The organism is Leptospira levettii, assembly GCF_002812085.1.
Classification (GTDB): Bacteria; Spirochaetota; Leptospiria; order Leptospirales; family Leptospiraceae; genus Leptospira_A; species Leptospira_A levettii.
Genome location: NZ_NPDM01000001.1, coordinates 61,216 through 79,055 on the forward strand (window position 1 = coordinate 61,216; position 17,840 = coordinate 79,055).

General features: G+C 39.3%; 15 protein-coding genes. 9 read left to right on the plus strand and 6 right to left on the minus strand.

Annotated features, from left to right (window positions below; translation table 11 throughout):
- Nucleotides 1-19: 19 nt before the first annotated feature.
- The 3 genes from CH354_RS00290 to CH354_RS00300 form a co-directional block, all read right to left on the minus strand.
- Nucleotides 20-460, minus strand: a complete 441-nt coding sequence (locus CH354_RS00290) for a tetratricopeptide repeat protein (protein ID WP_100718736.1) — start codon at nucleotides 458-460, stop codon at nucleotides 20-22.
- Nucleotides 461-726: 266 nt separating this feature from the next.
- The gene (locus CH354_RS00295) at nucleotides 727-3,144 is read right to left on the minus strand and encodes a penicillin-binding protein 1A (RefSeq protein ID WP_100728311.1); all 2,418 of its coding nucleotides are present in this window, start codon (nucleotides 3,142-3,144) and stop codon (nucleotides 727-729) included.
- 5 nt (nucleotides 3,145-3,149) lie between these two features.
- A complete protein-coding gene (locus tag CH354_RS00300; protein WP_207762660.1) occupies nucleotides 3,150-4,103 on the minus strand; it encodes an MBL fold metallo-hydrolase in 954 nt (317 codons plus the stop codon).
- Between the two features lie 58 nt (nucleotides 4,104-4,161).
- Here CH354_RS00300 and CH354_RS00305 point away from each other — a divergent pair, with 58 nt between their 5' ends.
- The 3 genes from CH354_RS00305 to glyA are packed head-to-tail and all read left to right on the plus strand — an operon-like array spanning nucleotide 4,162 to nucleotide 7,099.
- A complete protein-coding gene (locus CH354_RS00305; protein WP_100726464.1) occupies nucleotides 4,162-4,986 on the plus strand; it encodes a rhomboid family intramembrane serine protease in 825 nt (274 codons plus the stop codon).
- The gene (locus CH354_RS00310) at nucleotides 4,983-5,852 is read left to right on the plus strand and encodes a lipoate--protein ligase family protein (RefSeq protein WP_100718737.1); all 870 of its coding nucleotides are present in this window, start codon (nucleotides 4,983-4,985) and stop codon (nucleotides 5,850-5,852) included. The genes CH354_RS00305 and CH354_RS00310 overlap by 4 nt, the downstream gene beginning before the upstream one ends.
- A complete protein-coding gene (gene glyA / locus CH354_RS00315; protein ID WP_100726376.1) occupies nucleotides 5,849-7,099 on the plus strand; it encodes a serine hydroxymethyltransferase in 1,251 nt (416 codons plus the stop codon). The genes CH354_RS00310 and glyA overlap by 4 nt, the downstream gene beginning before the upstream one ends.
- A gap of 4 nt (nucleotides 7,100-7,103) precedes the next feature.
- Here glyA and CH354_RS00320 read toward each other — a convergent pair whose 3' ends face one another.
- Entirely contained in the window at nucleotides 7,104-7,898 is a 795-nt protein-coding gene (locus tag CH354_RS00320; RefSeq protein ID WP_100718739.1) for an NRDE family protein, read from the minus strand.
- Between the two features lie 104 nt (nucleotides 7,899-8,002).
- On the opposite strand from CH354_RS00320, the gene CH354_RS00325 reads away from it, so the two are divergent.
- From CH354_RS00325 to CH354_RS00335, 3 genes are all read left to right on the plus strand, one after another.
- A complete protein-coding gene (locus CH354_RS00325; RefSeq protein ID WP_100718740.1) occupies nucleotides 8,003-8,614 on the plus strand; it encodes a DUF4254 domain-containing protein in 612 nt (203 codons plus the stop codon).
- On the plus strand, nucleotides 8,611-9,669 hold the full coding sequence (locus CH354_RS00330; RefSeq protein ID WP_100718741.1) for a glycosyltransferase family 9 protein: 1,059 nt from the start codon (nucleotides 8,611-8,613) through the stop codon (nucleotides 9,667-9,669). The genes CH354_RS00325 and CH354_RS00330 overlap by 4 nt, the downstream gene beginning before the upstream one ends.
- 72 nt (nucleotides 9,670-9,741) lie before the next feature.
- Nucleotides 9,742-10,725 carry a hypothetical protein gene (locus CH354_RS00335; protein ID WP_409036411.1) on the plus strand — a complete coding sequence of 328 codons (984 nt, stop codon included), beginning with the start codon at nucleotides 9,742-9,744 and terminating at the stop codon, nucleotides 10,723-10,725.
- Between the two features lie 21 nt (nucleotides 10,726-10,746).
- On the opposite strand, the gene CH354_RS00340 is transcribed toward CH354_RS00335, so the two are convergent.
- Both CH354_RS00340 and CH354_RS00345 read right to left on the minus strand, forming a co-directional pair.
- Nucleotides 10,747-11,340 carry a hypothetical protein gene (locus CH354_RS00340; RefSeq protein WP_100726374.1) on the minus strand — a complete coding sequence of 198 codons (594 nt, stop codon included), beginning with the start codon at nucleotides 11,338-11,340 and terminating at the stop codon, nucleotides 10,747-10,749.
- A complete protein-coding gene (locus tag CH354_RS00345; protein WP_100726373.1) occupies nucleotides 11,337-12,626 on the minus strand; it encodes a glycosyltransferase in 1,290 nt (429 codons plus the stop codon). Before CH354_RS00345 ends, CH354_RS00340 begins: the two co-directional genes overlap by 4 nt.
- A 49-nt stretch (nucleotides 12,627-12,675) precedes the next feature.
- Between CH354_RS00345 and CH354_RS00350 the strand changes: the two genes are divergently transcribed.
- The 3 genes from CH354_RS00350 to CH354_RS00360 are packed head-to-tail and all read left to right on the plus strand — an operon-like array spanning nucleotide 12,676 to nucleotide 17,839.
- A complete protein-coding gene (locus CH354_RS00350; RefSeq protein ID WP_100726463.1) occupies nucleotides 12,676-14,013 on the plus strand; it encodes an O-antigen ligase family protein in 1,338 nt (445 codons plus the stop codon).
- On the plus strand, nucleotides 14,010-15,986 hold the full coding sequence (locus CH354_RS00355; RefSeq protein ID WP_100726372.1) for a glycoside hydrolase family 5 protein: 1,977 nt from the start codon (nucleotides 14,010-14,012) through the stop codon (nucleotides 15,984-15,986). The genes CH354_RS00350 and CH354_RS00355 overlap by 4 nt, the downstream gene beginning before the upstream one ends.
- A complete protein-coding gene (locus tag CH354_RS00360) occupies nucleotides 15,983-17,839 on the plus strand; it encodes an adenylate/guanylate cyclase domain-containing protein (protein WP_100726371.1) in 1,857 nt (618 codons plus the stop codon). Before CH354_RS00355 ends, CH354_RS00360 begins: the two co-directional genes overlap by 4 nt.
- The last annotated feature ends 1 nt before the right edge of the window (nucleotide 17,840 follow it).

Below are 17,840 nucleotides of genomic sequence, written 5' to 3' on the forward strand. Positions count from 1 at the left end.
TCATAACTACAAGTTTTGTTTAACGAACCGCCACCACCGCACAAGCTTTTGCAAATTCCTTTGATTCCAATTCAGCTTTGTGTTCGAATTTAGAAATACCATGAGCACGGAAAGCATCACTTGCTTTTTTTGCATACGTAGAAGCTTCACAAAAGTTACCAGCTTTAGAATACGCTTGGCTTGCTAAGTATTGAATCGAAGCAAAACTTTTATGGGATTTCATACCAATTGCTTCACGGATCTTGATCGCACGGTCATAATGAGTAGAGGCTAAATCAAATTCCCCCATCCCTTCTTCTTCGTTCGCCATTTTCACAAGTTCATTGGAAATGGCAGCCAAGGTTTCGTTATCGTATTGGCCAATGAGGGAAGCTACGTCATCATTCAAAAAGGAGGACTCTCCAGCCTTCACAGAGAAGTTGATCGCTAAAATGATGATGGTTAAGAGTAGTTTTTTCATATTCCCTCCGAACTGCTGTTCATGAGAATAGATGCAACTATCGTGCCAACATGAGATCCCCCTCAAACCCCTTAGAAATGCCGTTTCGGGAGATTCGGAAAGGAAAGTGCCTTTCAATCTGCTGAAAAATTACGCAGATTGAGTGGTTTGCAAGAAATTGCCTAAAAAAACAGGGATTACAAAAAAAAACCTCCTTCCTTGGTTGGGAAGAAGGGATTTGATTCCCATCTGACTGGTCTTGGTAGGTTGTTTCTTTGGCTTGAGACTTACTTCAATTCGTCGTCAGAGATTTCCAATTCACGTTGTAAGAAGTCGTTTAGGTCCATCGATCTGTAGTGGTCTCTGTCCCCATCACACTGCCTTCCACCAGGGACAGACAAAGTTCTGCCTGCAATTGTGATTGGTTTTAAGAATAAATTTCCAGTGAGAGGGCAATTGGGCCCTGGTGAAAGTCCATTAAACGCACAAGTGGCCCCTTTCACCACATCAGCTGGAATTTCATCCGCTTTGCCATTCGGGTAAAAACTTGGATACGGGCCTTCGTTGTAAAAACGAGAATACATTTTCCCCCAAATCGGTGCTGCAACACCAGCAGCGGTGACACCTTTTCCAAGAGATAGAGAAGATTTATCAAAACCCATCCAAACAATGGATGTGTATTTTGGGTCAAAACCTGCATACCAAACATTGGTATAAGAAGATGTAGAACCTGTTTTTCCTCCAGATTCCCCTTTATAATTTCCTTTGTCTGCAGCACGGAGTGCTTGGGTAGGTGTCCCACCCATTGCCACACCGATTAACATTTGTTTGATAATATAAGCTGTGGCTTCTGGGATGATTTGGATGGTTCCATTTTTGGCTTCTTCGGCCAAAGTTTCTTGGACTTCCTTTTCTTTATTATAAACGACAGTTCCACTTTGGTTTAGCACATAACGAACACTAAATGGAATTACATCTTTTCCTTTGTTTGCAAGGATAGAATACCCAAGAGCCATTTCATATGGTGTGAGTTCTGCGACTCCCAATGCAAGGGCAGGACCTGTCGGAAACCGAGCTTTGTTTGTTTTTGTGACTTTGGAGGCAAAATCAATCACGGAATCAGTTCCTGTTCGCATCAGAACCTGGACTGATACAATGTTAAGAGATAATGATAATGCACGAGATAAAGGTACCATTCCTCGGAAGTCACCAGAGATGTCTTGAGGGGAATACCCTTCCCCTTCTTCCGTGATGGTGGTGAGAGGTGCATCCATAATCCCTGTTCCCGATCCAACGGCTCGGTTTTGGATGGCAGCTGCATACACAAATGGTTTGAAGGCAGAACCCGTTTGGCGTCTCGCTTGCATCGCACGGTTAAATTGGTTTTTAGGAGAAAATCTAGAACCACCCACCATCGTTTGGATATATCCAGTTTGGTGGTCAATGGTAATGATTGCACCTTCTACGTGTAAGTTGGAAGAAAATACAAGTGAGGATCTTTGGAATTCTTTTACAGCCGCACTTTCATTTTCGGAAGGGATAAAATCCGTCAATAATTCAAGAGCCGGTGCCATTTCTTTTTCTAAATGCAAACGAAACACTTGCCTATCGTCCAAACTTGTCACATAGGGAACACCAACTGGAAAAATAGAACCAAACAAATTGTATAAAGAAACGAGACCTCGATCGGCACGACCCGCATAACGAAAGTTTGCACCAAATGCAGATTTGTCTTGTTCGATAAGACCCTTTCGGAGTTCTTCTTCTGCAATTTCTTGTTTTCTCACATCAAGTGTGGTATAAACACGAAGCCCACCTGTGTAAAGAGCCTCTTCTCCCAATTCCTTCTCTAAGATTTGGCGTACCCACTCTGTAAAATAAGGGGCACGGTTCAGTTTGGCACCCCAAGTGGATCGAGATGGTGATTGTGTGATGACAACTGGCCAATACCTGTCCCAAAAATCATCATGGATTTTCTTTACTTGGTCTTTGGGTATAAAACCATTTTTTGCCATAAGGCCAAGCACTACCATATGAGCTTGTTTGGCTTCTTTTGGGTTTTTGAAAGGGGAATAAGTGACAGGTGCTTTCGGTAATCTTGCTAAAAGTGCTGCTTCAGCGATACTTAAGTCTCTTACATCTTTTTGGAAGTAAACATTGGCTGCAGAAGACAAACCCGTTGTTCCATGGCCCAAATAAATGAGGTTAAAATAAATTTCTAAGATTTCTTCTTTGGTGTATTCTTGTTCGATTTGTAATGTGAGAAGTGCTTCGAGGAATTTACGTCCAAAGGTTTTTTTCCTTTGTTGCAAAATGGTTTTTGCTAACTGTTGGGTTAAGGTGGATCCACCTTGGACAATGCGACCAGCAAAAACGTTTTTAATTGCAGCTCTTACAATGGCTAAAAAATCAATTCCAAAGTGATTGAAAAAGTTATCATCTTCTACTGATAAAAATGCATGGATCACATGAGGTGGAATATCACTGTATTTTAATAATTCTTGTTTGTGACGGTATAACTCAGCGAACAAAACTCCATTGGTATCATATAATTTTGTAGGAGTTGTTGGTTGGTAAGATGCTAGTTTTTGTAATTCTTTCCCTTTGTTCACTTCGGAAAGAATGTATCCAAAAAAAAGTCCTCCCAGAAGTGCGATACTAAAGAAGGTAGTGATGGTAATTCGAAGTGTTTTTTCTTTGTTCATAGTCATTATAAGTGGAATCTAAGTCCTTCTCTTGCTAAATGAATTTTTAATTTCTTTTCACCTAACTGCTGCTGGTGGAGTTTTGCGTTTTCATAAATATCATAAATTTTTTCATCAGAATAACTTGGTTCATGGTGGGTGAGGACTAAGTTTTTCACACGCCAAGAAGAAGCACAATTAACGGACATCGTATACGCCGTGTGGCCCCAATCAAATTTAGAAAAGGATTCATCTAAAGTGTATTGAGTATCTAAGATGAGTAAGTCCGCATCCGCAAAAAAAGGCAAACAGTCGTGGATGAGGTCCATGTCAGCTCCCGTAAATTCTGCATCCGTAGCAAAGATAAAAATTTTACCAGCACGGTTTGTGAATTTATACGCAAATGAACCACCAGGGTGTTTTAATGGGTAACACTCTACTTTGAGACCCGATGGAAATTCTAACACATCTCCTGGGAAAAAAAGTTTGAACTCTTTTGCAGAACCTGTTCCGTCCAGTGGCACTGGAAAAAATTCTGGTTCTTGTTGTCTTTGTAATCGTTTTTCTAAATCAGCATAGGGAGAATAAAAATGCAAATGGAAGTCTGGGAAGTAGATGGGCTTAAAAAAAGGAAGGCCTTGGATATGATCCCAGTGGGTATGTGTGATAAAAAAGGAGACAGTTTTTTTCAATTGGTTTGTGAAATATTCGGAAACAAGTTCATCACCTAAGTTCCGAAGTCCCGTCCCCATGTCCAAAACATAGGTTTGCCCATCATCATCGGTCACGGAAACACAGGTTGTGTCAGATCCTGTGACAAATTTTAAGTGGTAGGGAAGATTTTGCCAAAACTCATCCACAGATCCATCGGCCCCTGATTGTTTGTAGAGGTCTAAGATCTCGATTATCTTTTTGCGGTAGTCTTGGTTTCGGAGTGGGCTCGCAATGGAACCGCGGACTCCGTAGAGTTGCACAATCACTTCCTCGATGCTAGGAAATCGACTTTCCTTGTCACTCAAGATTTACGACCTTGAATTTATGGCCTCTCGTACCCCAGGATATGAACTCCGATTTGGACCACCTATGGTTCCCGTTGTCCGAACTCTGATTTTAGTCAATGTCATCTTTTTCATTCTGCAACTTCTGACAAAACTCAGCTTTCACTCTCCCCTTGTGGAACTCTATTTGGGTCTCTCTCCCGAACTTGTGTTCCGAGGATGGGTTTGGCAACTTGTGAGTTATGCCTTTTTACACGGAAGTTTTATGCACATCCTATTCAATATGCTGAGCCTTTGGATGTTTGGTTCAGAACTGGCTGAAATCTGGGGGGAACGTGCTTTTCTCAAATTTTATTTTTTCACTGCCCTACTCGGTGGGATCGGAACCATCACTGCCCAATATTTGGGAATCCCACAAGGTGTTGTTGTCGGAGCTAGTGCCAGTATCTATGGCCTTCTTGTTGCGTACGGGATGACATGGCCAAACCGTGAACTTCTTGTCTTTCTCATCTTCCCCATGCGAGCCAAATACTTTGTGATGATTGTGATGCTTATGGTACTGTTTGCACAAGGGGAACGAGTGGCACACTTTGCTCATTTGGGTGGAGCCATCGGGGGACTTATCCTGATGAAATTGTATACGGGTTGGAAAGGCACAAAATCTTCCCTGCCTACTTGGTCACTCTCTCGTTACTTACAAAAACGTAGGTTTATGCGGTACCAAGAAGAAATGGCAAAACGAGAAAATGCCAAAACCAAAGTGGATGAACTACTAGAAAAAATTTCCAAAAATGGAATGGAGTCTTTGTCCCGAAAAGAACGTAAGTTTTTAAACGAAGCGTCTCAGAAATACTTCAACGAGTGACAAAAAAAGTTTTTTTCTTTCCCCCTATTCCACCAAGATCGCCTTACTACAATTTGGCGATTGAAGAATCGATTGCCATCCAAATGGTAAGTTCTGGGATCACAGCGGGGATTAGGTTATGGAAAAATCCAGATTCGATCATCCTTGGACTCTCTGAAAATCCTTACCGCAATATCAAAGAACATGTGGTGAGTGCTTACGAAAAGGAAGTAAAATCTTTTGGATTTGGGAAAAAACCAAAACCTAACTTCTGTTATATCGCAAGGCGTGCCTCGGGTGGAGGGACAGTTTTCCATTCCCTTTCCGGAAATATCAATTATTCGCTTTATTTTAACTTAGAGGAACGAAAGGAATTATTCCCTGTCAAAGAAAGTTACGACCGAATCCTAGGAATCATTTCCAAATCCCTCGCCCACCAAAACATCCAATCCTTTGCCAAAGGGAAATCAGACCTTGTTTTAGAAAAAGAGGGAGTTTTTAAAAAAATCTCAGGAAACGCTCAGTTTCGGAAACGAAATTGTATCGTCCAACATGGAACACTCATCTTAGAAGAAAGTCTCATTGAACATGTCTCCGAGGTTTTACACCACCCTCCCGAAGAACCGGATTACCGTAAGGAAAGAGGCCATAAGGATTTTTTAACCTCCCTTCCTGGTTTTTTTTCCGAAGAAAAATGGGCAATTGATTTGGTTCGGGAAGTATTTTTGTATTTGGAAGAGCCACTCCCATCTGATTTTTCAAACATTTCCTTCTTTGGAAGGGACTTTTCTACTTTTCGGAAACAAGTGCTCCGAGAATCTGAATTTATTCGCAAGAAGAAATACCAAAATCCAGAATACACACTCCACAGAGAAATTCCGACATGAGTTATTTACAAAAACAAGACCCTGAAGTTTATGCTGCCCTAAAAAAAGAAGACGAAAGACAAGAACATTCCCTCGAAATGATTGCGAGTGAAAACTTTGTTTCTCGTCCAGTTCTCGAAGCTTACCACTCTACACTGACCAATAAATATGCGGAAGGTTATCCTGGAAAACGATACTACAATGGCTGTGAAAATGCTGACAAAGTAGAAGAACTCGCCATTGAAAGAGCCAAAAAAATGTTTGGTGCTGAATATGCGAACGTACAACCACATAGCGGTGCTCAGGCGAATATGGCAGTTTTTCTTGCCACTCTTGAACCAGGAGACAGTTTTCTTGGAATGAATTTGGCACACGGCGGCCACCTAACACATGGTAGTGCAGTCAACATCAGTGGAAAATATTTTAAACCAATTCCTTATGGTGTGGATGAAAAAACAGAAACCATCAATTACGATGAAGTGGCAAAACTTGCCAAAGAACACAAACCAAAACTCATCGTTGTTGGAGCATCTGCTTACCCTCGAATCATCGATTTTAATAAATTTAGAGAAATTGCAAATGATATTGGTGCCAAAATCATGGCGGACATTGCACATATCTCTGGTTTGGTGGTTGCTGGTGAACACCCAAGTCCCATCGGAGTTTGTGATTTTGTCACAACAACTACTCACAAAACATTACGTGGACCTCGTGGTGGACTGATTCTATCTTCTGCTGAAAACGAAAAAGTGCTGAACTCACGAGTGTTCCCTGGAATCCAAGGTGGACCACTTATGCATGTGATTGCCGCAAAAGCAGTCGCTTTTGGAGAAGCACTCCAACCAGAATTCAAAACTTATATCAAACAAGTGGTAAAAAACGCGAAAGTCCTTGCAGAAGTATTCCAAAAACGAGGATTTCGTGTGGTATCAGGCGGAACAGACAACCATATCGTTTTACTTGATGTGTCTGTGAAAGGTCTCACTGGAAAAGATGCAGCAGATGGACTTGATCATATTGGGGTGACTGTGAATAAAAACGCGATCCCTTTTGATAAAAATCCTCCTGCAGTTGCTTCAGGGATCCGACTCGGAACACCAGCCCTCACAACAAGAGGCCTTAAAGAAAAAGAAATCGAAGCCGTTGGCAATTTGATTTGTGATTACCTAGATCATTTTGGCGATACAACTTGGGAATCAAAGGTAAAAGCAGCTGTAAAAGAAATCACAGATGCTTTCCCGATGAAACATTTCCGATTGGAAGACTAAAAACCTACCAAACCAAAACATTTCTCCGTTCCGTAAATCCATCGGATAACGGATCGGAGAAAGTTCTTTCAACAATCTCTACAGATTCCTTTCCATAAAACACTAACGTGGATGCCCTCGTTCCATACTGAGGAGTTTTGATGCGAACTGAGGAAAGACTCACTTCCCGTTCAAGTCCAATCCCTGTGTCTGGTAAGTACCTCTCATCCTTAACAAGTTCTGCATCATTTAAGGAACGAAAGAGTTCCGATTCGATTTCAAATTTGGAAATTTTTTTCTCCTGCCATCTCGTTACCAATGGTTTCATTTGAGACAAAAGTTTTTCCGTTTTTGGCCATTGGGTATCCCAACTAGCATTACTCACCGCATGAAACCCAAACTCCACTTTTTGGATGGCAAACGGATCGCCACCAAGTGCGAATGCCTCCTTTCCATCAAAGAGGAATAAATTAAATCCTTCATACAGGTTCTGGTTGGCCTTCACTTCGTCTGCATAATGAGAAGATAAAACGGAGCCCCTTGATTCTAAAAAACGAATCACAAGTTCTCCTCTGGATTTTGGGTTGGGATGGTGGGGTTTTCGGAAATTGCGTACGTTTGTGAGGAAGGTTACTTTTCCATCTTGGTTTGCTCCAAGCCAAGTCCCACCCGCTTTTAGATCTTTGCCCGCCAAGATCGTAGGTTCCGTTTTCCAAACATGTAACCCTTCCGTGGGACGTTCAAAAAATTCATCACGGTTTGAGACAACCACCAAAGGAAAATCTGAGTGAATGCCATAGGCAATGCCAACTAAACACATCTTTTTTCAAAAGATCTTGTGCTTTGGCAAAAGAAAGCGAAAAACCTAAGAAATATTTGGATTGAACCCCAAAAACCATATGAAAACGTGAATTGCATTACGATATGAAAGCATTGGAAGCCATAAAAGCCGTCGCTATTTTCCAAGAATCTGTTTTGGATTGGCATAAAAAAGAAGCCCCACATCCCAATCCCTATCCTGAGGGAACCTTAGAATTCACACTCTACCAAAAAAACCACATCGATACCATCCAATGGCATATCGAAGATGAAATCCGTAGACCAGACATTGCTTTAGAAGAAGTTGTGGCTCTCAAACGAAAAATTGACAAATTGAACCAAGACAGAACTGATATGGTGGAAAAGTTGGATGATTTTGTCATCGAGATGTTTCGTACGGTAACACCAAAACCAGATGCGAGGCTCAATTCAGAATCCCCTGCTTGGTTACTCGATCGGATGAGCATCCTAGAGTTAAAAATTTACCATATGGAAGAACAGGTAAATCGGAAAGATTCATCTGCTACCAAAGAACACATTGAAAAATGCCAAGCGAAGTTAACTGTATTACTCGATCAAAGAGAAGACTTAAAAAAATGTTTAGAAGAATTGTTTGATGATTATGCCAAAGGGATCAAACGAGTCAAAGTATACCGACAAATGAAGATGTACAATGACCAAAATCTAAATCCATCTTTATATAAGAATCAAAAATGACAAACCTTCTTGTACTTCGGTTTTCAGCGATGGGAGATGTTGCCTTGATGACTCCAGCTCTCATAGCAATCGCAGCAAAATATTCCAACATTCAATTAACGGTTGTTACAAGAGGAAACTTCGCACCATTTTTTTATAATATCCCCAACTTAAATGTTTTAGGTATCAATCTAAAAAAATACAAAGGGATCCTTGGTCTTTGGAGGATGTATAGAGACATTGATAAACTTGGGCCGTTTGGTTATGTGATCGACCTTCATGGTTCGTTACGTTCAAGACTCATTGCCTTTTTTTTCCGACTAAAAGGTGTTCCTTATTCTAAGATCATCAAAGGTCGTAGGGAAAAATTAGCACAAACCAGACGTTATAATAAAAAATTAAACCAACTCCCCCATACTGTAGAACGTTACTTAAATGTATTTCGTAAATCTGGATTTGATGCACCGATTCGAAAAGGTCCATGGTTAAATGTGGATGGTGAATCCAAAATGTATGCCAAAGATTATTTTAAATCTATAGGCATTGATAAAAAAGATGGTTTATGGTTTGGATTTGCGCCATTTGCTGGGCATGCATTAAAGGAATGGAGTTTTGAAAAATGCAAACGCCTTGTGGAAGTTTTAGTTTCTGAATTTCCTGATTGTCATGTATTTTTATTTGGTGGACGTGATGAAGCTAAAGAATTGGAAATCTTAAAAAACAACCTAACGCAAGTTCATATAGTGCAAGGTGGCCATTTAGGGATTCGCGGGGAACTTGGGATTATGGACCGTTTGGATGTAATGATTGGAATGGATAGTTCTAACGTTCACATTGCAGCTTTATTAAAAAAACCAGTCATTGGGATTTATGGAACCACTCATCCAGTTTCCGGATTTGGACCATTTGCACAAGAAGATTCAGGAGTTTTGCAAGTTGACTTACCATGTAGACCATGTTCCATTTATGGGAATACAAAATGTTGGCGGGGTGATCACGCATGTATGGAACTCATCGATCCATTAGACGTTGTAAGAAGGATTCGCCTCATCCAAAATGTAAACACTCTCTGGTAATTGGAATTCCATAAGTAAGACGAACGAATAGGAAGGGCAAAAACTGTGAACCGAAAGTTATTCCGTTTGAGTTTGGTATTTATCCTTTCTTTTCTCATTGATGTTTTTCTCTTTACACCTCTATTTTCCCAAGAATTTGATTCCCAATTCCAACAAGTCGAACTTCCATCACCTAACAAAAAAGACTTCGAAGAACAAATCAAGTGCCAAGAAGGAATCTGTAAACAAATCAAGTTCACAGAAGATGGGAAATACTTAGATGAAGTTTGGACTGAACTTGGGAAAGGTGGCGGAAAAGTTGTTGTCGATTTTTTGGATTTTCCCATGTCATTCAGTGAATCACGAATGGAACCAATCGCGGAATACCTTCGTGAAATCACAAAACGAGATGGCCATGTTAGTTTTGAACCGTTTTACATTGCCACAAGAGGGATCGGTTTTTCAGACATTCCAGTTGTAAAAGATTTGTTCGGATTGTCATATAACATATACAAACGGATTCGATCATTTGTCAAATTTGGAAGGATGGAATCTTATAATGCAAAAGTACTTTACCATCCAACAAATGGTAAAGTGTTACAAGTATTCTTTTTCCATAAAAACTATGGGAACCTTTGTGAAACCGTATATTCCACATGTGATCGCATCGAATACATAGATGATGAAATATTCGACAAACAACTTTCTTTACGATTAAAAGAAACAAGGCAAAGGAATATTGAAATTCGATTTGGCCAAACACCTGCTGTTTTACCAACTGCAAAACTTGATATTGGGAATTTATTAGATTCAAATCGATCTGCAAGGCTTTATAAATGGCTCATCATATCCAAAAAGACAGAAACTAAAACAGTAGTGAGAGAACGTTTTTTAAGTTTGGAACTAGCAATCAAAGCATTGGATTATACTCTTAGTGCCTATGAACTTGTTGAAGCAGTCCAGATGTATTTACCTGCCAGGTCCAAACAGGCAGAAGTGACTTATGAAGACACTGAAGAAGGAAAACAAGTTCGTTCCGTTGTTTTTTATCCACTTCCAGCCAAAGAATCACCTTAACACTTAGATCGTAATTAGAACTCAAATTTGGTTTTGTCGGTATTTCACAACGAATACAAACACAAGACAGGCAATGCCCGCAGAACCAGGGAAGAGTGTCGTGGTTAAGTTCCATTCAGCCAAAGCCAAAATCGCTAATGTGTTTCGGAATAAAAAGATCAAATAAAATCCAAGTGGTTCCGAGTATGGCAAAACATAACCTTTTCGGATTGTGGGTATGAATCCAAGAGAATCGGCAAACGAAAGGACAAGGACAGCCGCAAGTGGGCTCGAAAAATAAAACCAAAAGGGCAAACTAGAAAATGCTAAAAGAAAAAAGAACCAGTCTGAGTTTGTAATTTTTATTTCGCCTCTTTTTTGATACGCATAGAGAGCCACAAGCAGAGTTGTAAAACCAGAGATGGCAATGGGTACAGTTCCAATTCCACCTTTTCCTACAAGTTGTGCAAAAAACACAATACAAGTTGTCACTCCCCAAATAATCCAAGAAAAAACATGAGGTTGGACTTTCCCCGTTCTGATTCCTTTTAAGTACGGAACGTACGCATAGAAAGTGAGCCCAACTGCTAGGGCACTGAGAAACGATCTAACCTCTATCCCTAAAGGATTTGTCATTGCATAAAATCAAAAAACAAATCAAAGATTGTTGTCTTTTTCACTTTTCCTTTCATTGCTTCAATGACTTTTCCATACACTTCTTCCATTGCATCCACACATTTTTCCATTTCGTGCCCAGAAGCGATGTGAATGGATTGTTTGGAAAACTTAGAATACAAACTTGGATTGCGAATGATCTCAAGTGCACCTTGCGCAATTCCTTTTGCATCAAATGATTTTGCGATGAAACCATTTTCACCATGACGGATGAGCTCTGGTAGAGCAAATGCATCCACACCAACTGCAGGTAGACCACAAGCAATTGCTTCCAATACAACTAATCCTTGCGTTTCCATAGTCGAAGCAGTTAAGAACACATCATATTGAGGGTATACTTCATGTAAAACTGCATTCGGTATAAATCCTTTGAATTCCACAGACTGATCTATACCAAGATGTTCTGCTTGGCGTTGTAAGGAAGGGATTGCTGGTCCCTCACCAATAATGGTCAATGTTGCCTTTGGAATTTGTTCATGAATGAGTTTGAATGCGTTAATGACGATATCACAATTTTTCTCATACGAAATCCTACCGACATGCAAAAACTTAGGTGCATCACCACTCAAATACTCCTTTGGTTTTCCTTGGAATCGTTTTAGATCCATACCATTGGAGACCACAGTGATCGGACGAGTGATCCCATATTCAATCAACTGTTCTTTGATCAAATGACTAGGGGAAATGACCACATCACATCGATTATAGATATCATTACAAATCTTGAGAATGATTTTTTTGCGAATGTTAAAGTTATCAAATTTTACAATTTTGTCCAATTCTTCAATATTTAACTTTTTTTTGAATTTGTTTGCTTTAAAAAATAATTTGTCGAGTTTAAAGAGACGGTAAAAGGAAACATACATCTCCTGTTCTGCCATCAGTGTGTGATACGTTCCAATCGTAGGAACCCCAAATCGTTCCGCAGCATTGACAGCATAAAGACCGAGAAGGCCCGGTGTATGGATGTGGATGAGATCAGGTTTAAAATCTTCAATGATCCTTTTGATTTTTCCAGGGGAAGGCAAAACCACCTTAATATCAGGGTAACTTGGCAAATAGCCCGAACGAAACCGAATCACCTGGATATTGTCAGTCATCCGATCAAAGTCCCCATCCCCGTACTTGGGGGCACAAATGCAAAATTGGTGGCCTCGGAGAGCCAAAAGCTCTGAAAAATTCTTAATGGAAACAGCAACCCCATCGGTTTTTGGCAAAAAAGTATCGGAAAAATATAAAACTCGCAACTGTTACCTCTTTACAAATGAGAGAAAAAGATTAGTCTCATCCAAAGTTATGATTTACCGACTCTATCGTTCGTTTCTTGCCTTGTCCATCATTTCCTGTGCCCTTTCTGTTTCTCTTAGCCAACTTTACTTATTGTTATCTTTCGTATTTTTCCTTTTCCTCGACGAAAAACCCAAACTCACAAGCCAAATTGTCAAAATTATTTTTATTTTTTACCTCTGGCAAATTGTAACTGTTTTGTATCATTTTGTTAGTGATGGTCTTGACCTCACATCCATCAAACATGCGTTCCGTGACGAAATGAAAGATATATTTTTAGTAACTGCTTTTCTTTCAGTGCAGGGAATCAAGAAAGAAGATAGGACTTATTTATACAAAGCGTTTTTTATCTTTTCGATTCTAATTGTAGTCTCTGGATTTATTTCTATCTTTTCGATGACTCGTTTGTCTAGACTTATCTCTGATTTGTACAAAACATCTAGTTCATGGCCCTACCAACACCATTATGGGAACATTGGAAAATTAAATATTTACCTTCCCATTGGACTCATGAATACCCATTTGACTTTTGGCGGATTACTTGCCTTTATTTTCCCAGGATTTGTATTTCGTTTATATGATTCTTGGTATAATAAATCATCAAAAACAAAAATCACAATCGATGCAGTATTACTACTTCTCGTTTCCATCGTCTTTTTATTTAATAATGCCAGGTCGTCTTTGTTTGGTGCTTTCGTAAGTGTTCTGTTTGGAATTTATATCCTAATTTTTATCGACAAAGACATTTCCAAAAAAGTAATCAAACGAACTAGTTTTGCCATGTTGTCTTTTTTAATTCTACTTTTGATAGGATACTTAAGTACAAATGCTGTCAAACGAGTCGTAGATCCATTGTTTGGTGGAGAAAAACATACAGATTCTGGTAGAACATTTATTTGGGATTCTACATTTCCGCTAATTGAGGCAAATCCTATTTTTGGAATTGGGTCAGGGAACTACCAAAAAGAAATCGAAGTTTCTAGAAAAACAAAAGAAAAAGAGAACCGAGAACTCGCTTTTTTTTATGAAGTGACACAAAGAGGACATGCACATAACGATTACTTTCATTTAACAGCTGTATTTGGATTCCCACAAGTTGTCTTTTATTTAGTTTTATTAGGTAGTATATTATATACTCTTTTAAGCCAAAACATACCAAAACAAATCCGATTTATGACCTACGGACTAGTCGGATTTTTCTTTTCTGGTTTATTACAATGTTACTTCCAAGACGATGAAGTTCTGATTGTATTTTATTTTTTACTTGGTTATCTCAACTTATACGCAGAAGAAAATTTGAAATTATTACAATCGATAGGAAATAAAAAAAGTAGGATCAATACATGACATTAAAAAAATTATCTCCCAAAGGTGAATGGTTTATTGATGAATTCGGAAGAAAAGTAATCCTTCGTGGCGTAAATTTAGGTGGCGATACAAAAGTTCCCTTTCCAAATGGAGGTACCCAATATCCAACCGATTTTTCAGATCATAAGGAAGTGAGTTTTATTGGTCGACCTTTTCCTTTAGAAGATGCAAATATCCACTTTACTAGATTAAAATTATGGGGATTTAATGCCTTACGCCTGTTAACCACATGGGAAGCAGTCGAACACAAAGGCCCAAACCAATATGATGAGGCTTACTTAGATTATTTTACAGAAATTGTTCGTTTAGCAGGCGAATACGGATTTTATGTTTTCATCGATTTTCACCAAGATGTTTGGTCAAGGATGACAGGTGGAGATGGTGCTCCTGGTTGGATCTTTGAAAAGTTAGGAATCGATTATAAAAAACTATCGGAAGCGGATGCGGCTGTCGTAATGCAACGTGCATATGATTATTCCAATCCAGGCATTCGACAGGAAAATAATTATCCAACAATGTGTTGGTCGCAAAATTACCGTTATGCTGGGAATGGCATTTTGTGGACTTTGTTTTTTGGAGGAAGGGACTTTGCTCCAAATTTCCTCATTGATGGGAAAAATGTCCAAGATTACTTACAAGACCACTACCTTGGGTGTATGATTCAAATTGCAGAACGTGTCAAACAATTTGATTTTGTGTTGGGTTTCGATTCCTTAAATGAACCTGGTAAGGGATTTATCGGTCGTGCTATGAATGATCGTGGGCTTATCAATAAAGAAGAAGACCCATCCAAACCAGGGCTTGCTTGGTCTCCAATTGATGCACTCTTCTCTTCTCATGGGCATTCCATTGACTTACCTTACCTTACTCTTAAAGTTTGGAAAGGTGGTTTTGTTCCTACAAAAACAGTGACAGTGAACCAAAACCAAGTTTCGATTTGGTTACCAGAATCACCAGGAGATCCTTTTCAATTAGAAGGAGCTTATACGATCACTAAAGATGGAACTCCATTCATCGAAAAAAATGATTTTTTCCAAAAAGTGAATGGAAGAGAAATTGATTTTGATGCCGACTATTTGATTCCATTTATGCGAACCGTTGGGAAAACGATCCAAGCCATTCGGAGTGATTGGATGGTCTTCATTGAACGGGAAGCTTCAGATGCATTTACGTCTCCCCACTTAAATGGAGAAGTTCCTCAACTTGCAGTGAACGCTGCCCATTGGTATGATATCCTCACACTTTTATTCAAAACATTTTTATACCCGATAGCAATCGATACACTTACCAAACGACCTGTTTTTGGGAAGTCAGGAATTGAGGCCATGTATGTACGCCAACTAACAAGAATTAAAAACACTGCAAATTCAGTTCCAGGCAAAATTCCAAGCCTTGTAGGAGAATTTGGTATCCCCTTTGATTTGCAAGGAGGGAAAGCCTATAAGGAATGGAAAAAAGGAAATCATTCTCCTAAAATTTGGAAACGCCATGTCATGGCACTGGATGCAATGTACAATGCCATGGACAAACTCTTTTTATCAAACACACTTTGGAACTATACTGCTTCCAATCAAAATGATTTGATGGTAGGTGATGGTTGGAACCAAGAAGATCTAAGTATCTTCTCTCTGGATCAGATCATCCCCGGCTCAGACCCAGATGTTTATGGTGGTGGAGGAAGGGCTATTGAAGGATTTTGTCGACCTTATGCAGCGTGTATCCAAGGGGCTCCAACCAAAATGGCATACAATTTAGAATCTAGAGAATTCATTTTGGAATGGGATTCAGATGGTACCATCAAAAATCCTACTGTAATCAAAATACCTAGATTCGTTTACCCAAATGGCGTACACCTTGTACTTTCCAATGCTGAAAAAATTTCCGAAACAAACGGAGAATTGACAGTCAAAGGAAATGGAGGGAAATCCTCGGTTATTGTTAGGCCATTATGATCGATTTAAACACCATCCTTCAAAAATACCCATGGGAAGACTCGTGGAAATCAAAAGGGAAACCAATTGATAACCTCTGGGAGTTTGATTTGTCAGTGACACGAGAAGAAATTTGGCCATATCTCATTGATACCTCTTCTTTCAACAAACGGATTGGCCTCCCAAAATTCCAATATGTAGAAAAGGATGGCAAACTCATTGGTAAAACGAAACAAGCAGGTTTCAATCTAGAATGGGAAGAAGTTCCATGGGAATGGGAATACTTAAAAGAGCTAGGAAATGCTAGAATTTATTCACGAGGATTTGCACATTACATCCGAACTAAAATCATCGTAGAACCGTTAGGTGAATCTCGCTCAAAAGTTTACGTTTATTTAGGTGCGATACCGAGAAATTTTTTCACTCGAAAGATCTTAAACATCGCACTTCCAAGACTTAAGGAATCCTTCCAAAATGGTTTCCAACAATTAGAAACTGAAATCAAACGTGGAAAACCAAAATTCAATCTGAATTCATCTAAGGAAAAAACATTCATTCCTGATGCCCAATGGATTCACCCTGAAAAATTACAAAAACAAATTCCTAACTTAATCCAAAAAGGAATTTCGAAGGATACAATCACAAAGGTTTTTGAATGGATCAAATTATCATCTGACAATGATTTAGATCGAATTCGTATCAAACAAGTGAGTCGTAACCTGGACCTCGATCCAGATGAAGTCCTTTATTTATTTTTGCAAGGATGCCGACTTGGAATTTTTACGTTAAGTTGGGATATTGTATGTCCACATTGCAGAGGTGTAAGAACTTCTCTCACTAAATTGGGTGATATGCCTGCAAAAGATCAATGTGACGTTTGTGAAATTGATTTTGACACAACTGGAGTCAACTCAATAGAGGTTACCTTCCACATCCATCCAAGTGTTCGTATTGTAGAAAAACAAATTTATTGTGCAGCAGAACCCGCAACCAAACAACATATTTTGCTGACGAAAAAAATTGGAGCGAGGAAATCCTTTTCATCCAATTTACTCATTGGTTCCGGTGTATATCGATTACGGAAAAAAGGAGAAAAAAAATACCGACTAGTCGATTCCAAACAATCATACCACCAAACAGACATTCTGTGGTTACCAGAAACAAACGAAGAGGAAATTAAAGTAAGCCCGAAACCAAACTTAGTGTTTGAAAATGAAGCAGAACATGATGTTACCATCGTCTTAGAAGAAAGAAGTGAAGACCAATTTAGCTTGAGACCAACCGAAATTTTTGATTACCAAGAATTTCGTGACTTATTTTCAGAAGAAGCTATTGCCACCAATCTACAACTAGATATCGGAATCAAAACCATTCTGTTTACCGATATCGTTGGTTCGACTAAGTTCTATGAAACCGAAGGCGATCATGGTGCATTTCTACAGGTTCGAGAACATTTTATCAAAACAAACCAGATCATTCAAAATTTCAGAGGTGTAGTTGTAAAAACGATTGGTGATGCCGTGATGGCAAGTTTTTCATCACCTCTCCAAGCGTTAAAAGCAGCGAAGGAGATGCAAGAATGGTTCCATCCAGAAAACAAACACACGCCTGTGCGCATTCGTATTTCCATCCATACTGGAAATTGTTTGGCAGTAAATTTAAATAGCAATATAGATTACTTCGGCAATACAGTAAATTACACCGCAAAACTGCAGTCAGTTGCAAATTCTGGAGAAATATCCTTCAGCGAAACAATTTTTAGGGACAAAGACATCAGGGACTACCTCCGCCAAGTTGAAATCAAATTGAGGAAAGTTGAGTTCCCCCTTCCCTGGGCCAATCGCACAGACTTTGTCTATGTCTGGAAAGTGTGAT

Excerpts from the sequence above, each read along its gene's own strand:
- CH354_RS00325 (WP_100718740.1), top strand. The coding sequence starts at position 8,003 with ATGAAAGCATTGGAAGCCATAAAAGCCGTCGCTATTTTCCAAGAATCT.
- CH354_RS00355 (WP_100726372.1), top strand. The coding sequence starts at position 14,010 with ATGACATTAAAAAAATTATCTCCCAAAGGTGAATGGTTTATTGATGAA.
- CH354_RS00320 (WP_100718739.1), bottom strand. The coding sequence starts at position 7,898 with ATGTGTTTAGTTGGCATTGCCTATGGCATTCACTCAGATTTTCCTTTG.
- CH354_RS00305 (WP_100726464.1), top strand. The coding sequence starts at position 4,162 with ATGGCCTCTCGTACCCCAGGATATGAACTCCGATTTGGACCACCTATG.
- CH354_RS00295 (WP_100728311.1), bottom strand. The coding sequence starts at position 3,144 with ATGAACAAAGAAAAAACACTTCGAATTACCATCACTACCTTCTTTAGT.
- CH354_RS00350 (WP_100726463.1), top strand. The coding sequence starts at position 12,676 with ATGATTTACCGACTCTATCGTTCGTTTCTTGCCTTGTCCATCATTTCC.
- CH354_RS00330 (WP_100718741.1), top strand. The coding sequence starts at position 8,611 with ATGACAAACCTTCTTGTACTTCGGTTTTCAGCGATGGGAGATGTTGCC.
- CH354_RS00290 (WP_100718736.1), bottom strand. The coding sequence starts at position 460 with ATGAAAAAACTACTCTTAACCATCATCATTTTAGCGATCAACTTCTCT.
- CH354_RS00340 (WP_100726374.1), bottom strand. The coding sequence starts at position 11,340 with ATGACAAATCCTTTAGGGATAGAGGTTAGATCGTTTCTCAGTGCCCTA.
- CH354_RS00360 (WP_100726371.1), top strand. The coding sequence starts at position 15,983 with ATGATCGATTTAAACACCATCCTTCAAAAATACCCATGGGAAGACTCG.
- glyA (WP_100726376.1), top strand. The coding sequence starts at position 5,849 with ATGAGTTATTTACAAAAACAAGACCCTGAAGTTTATGCTGCCCTAAAA.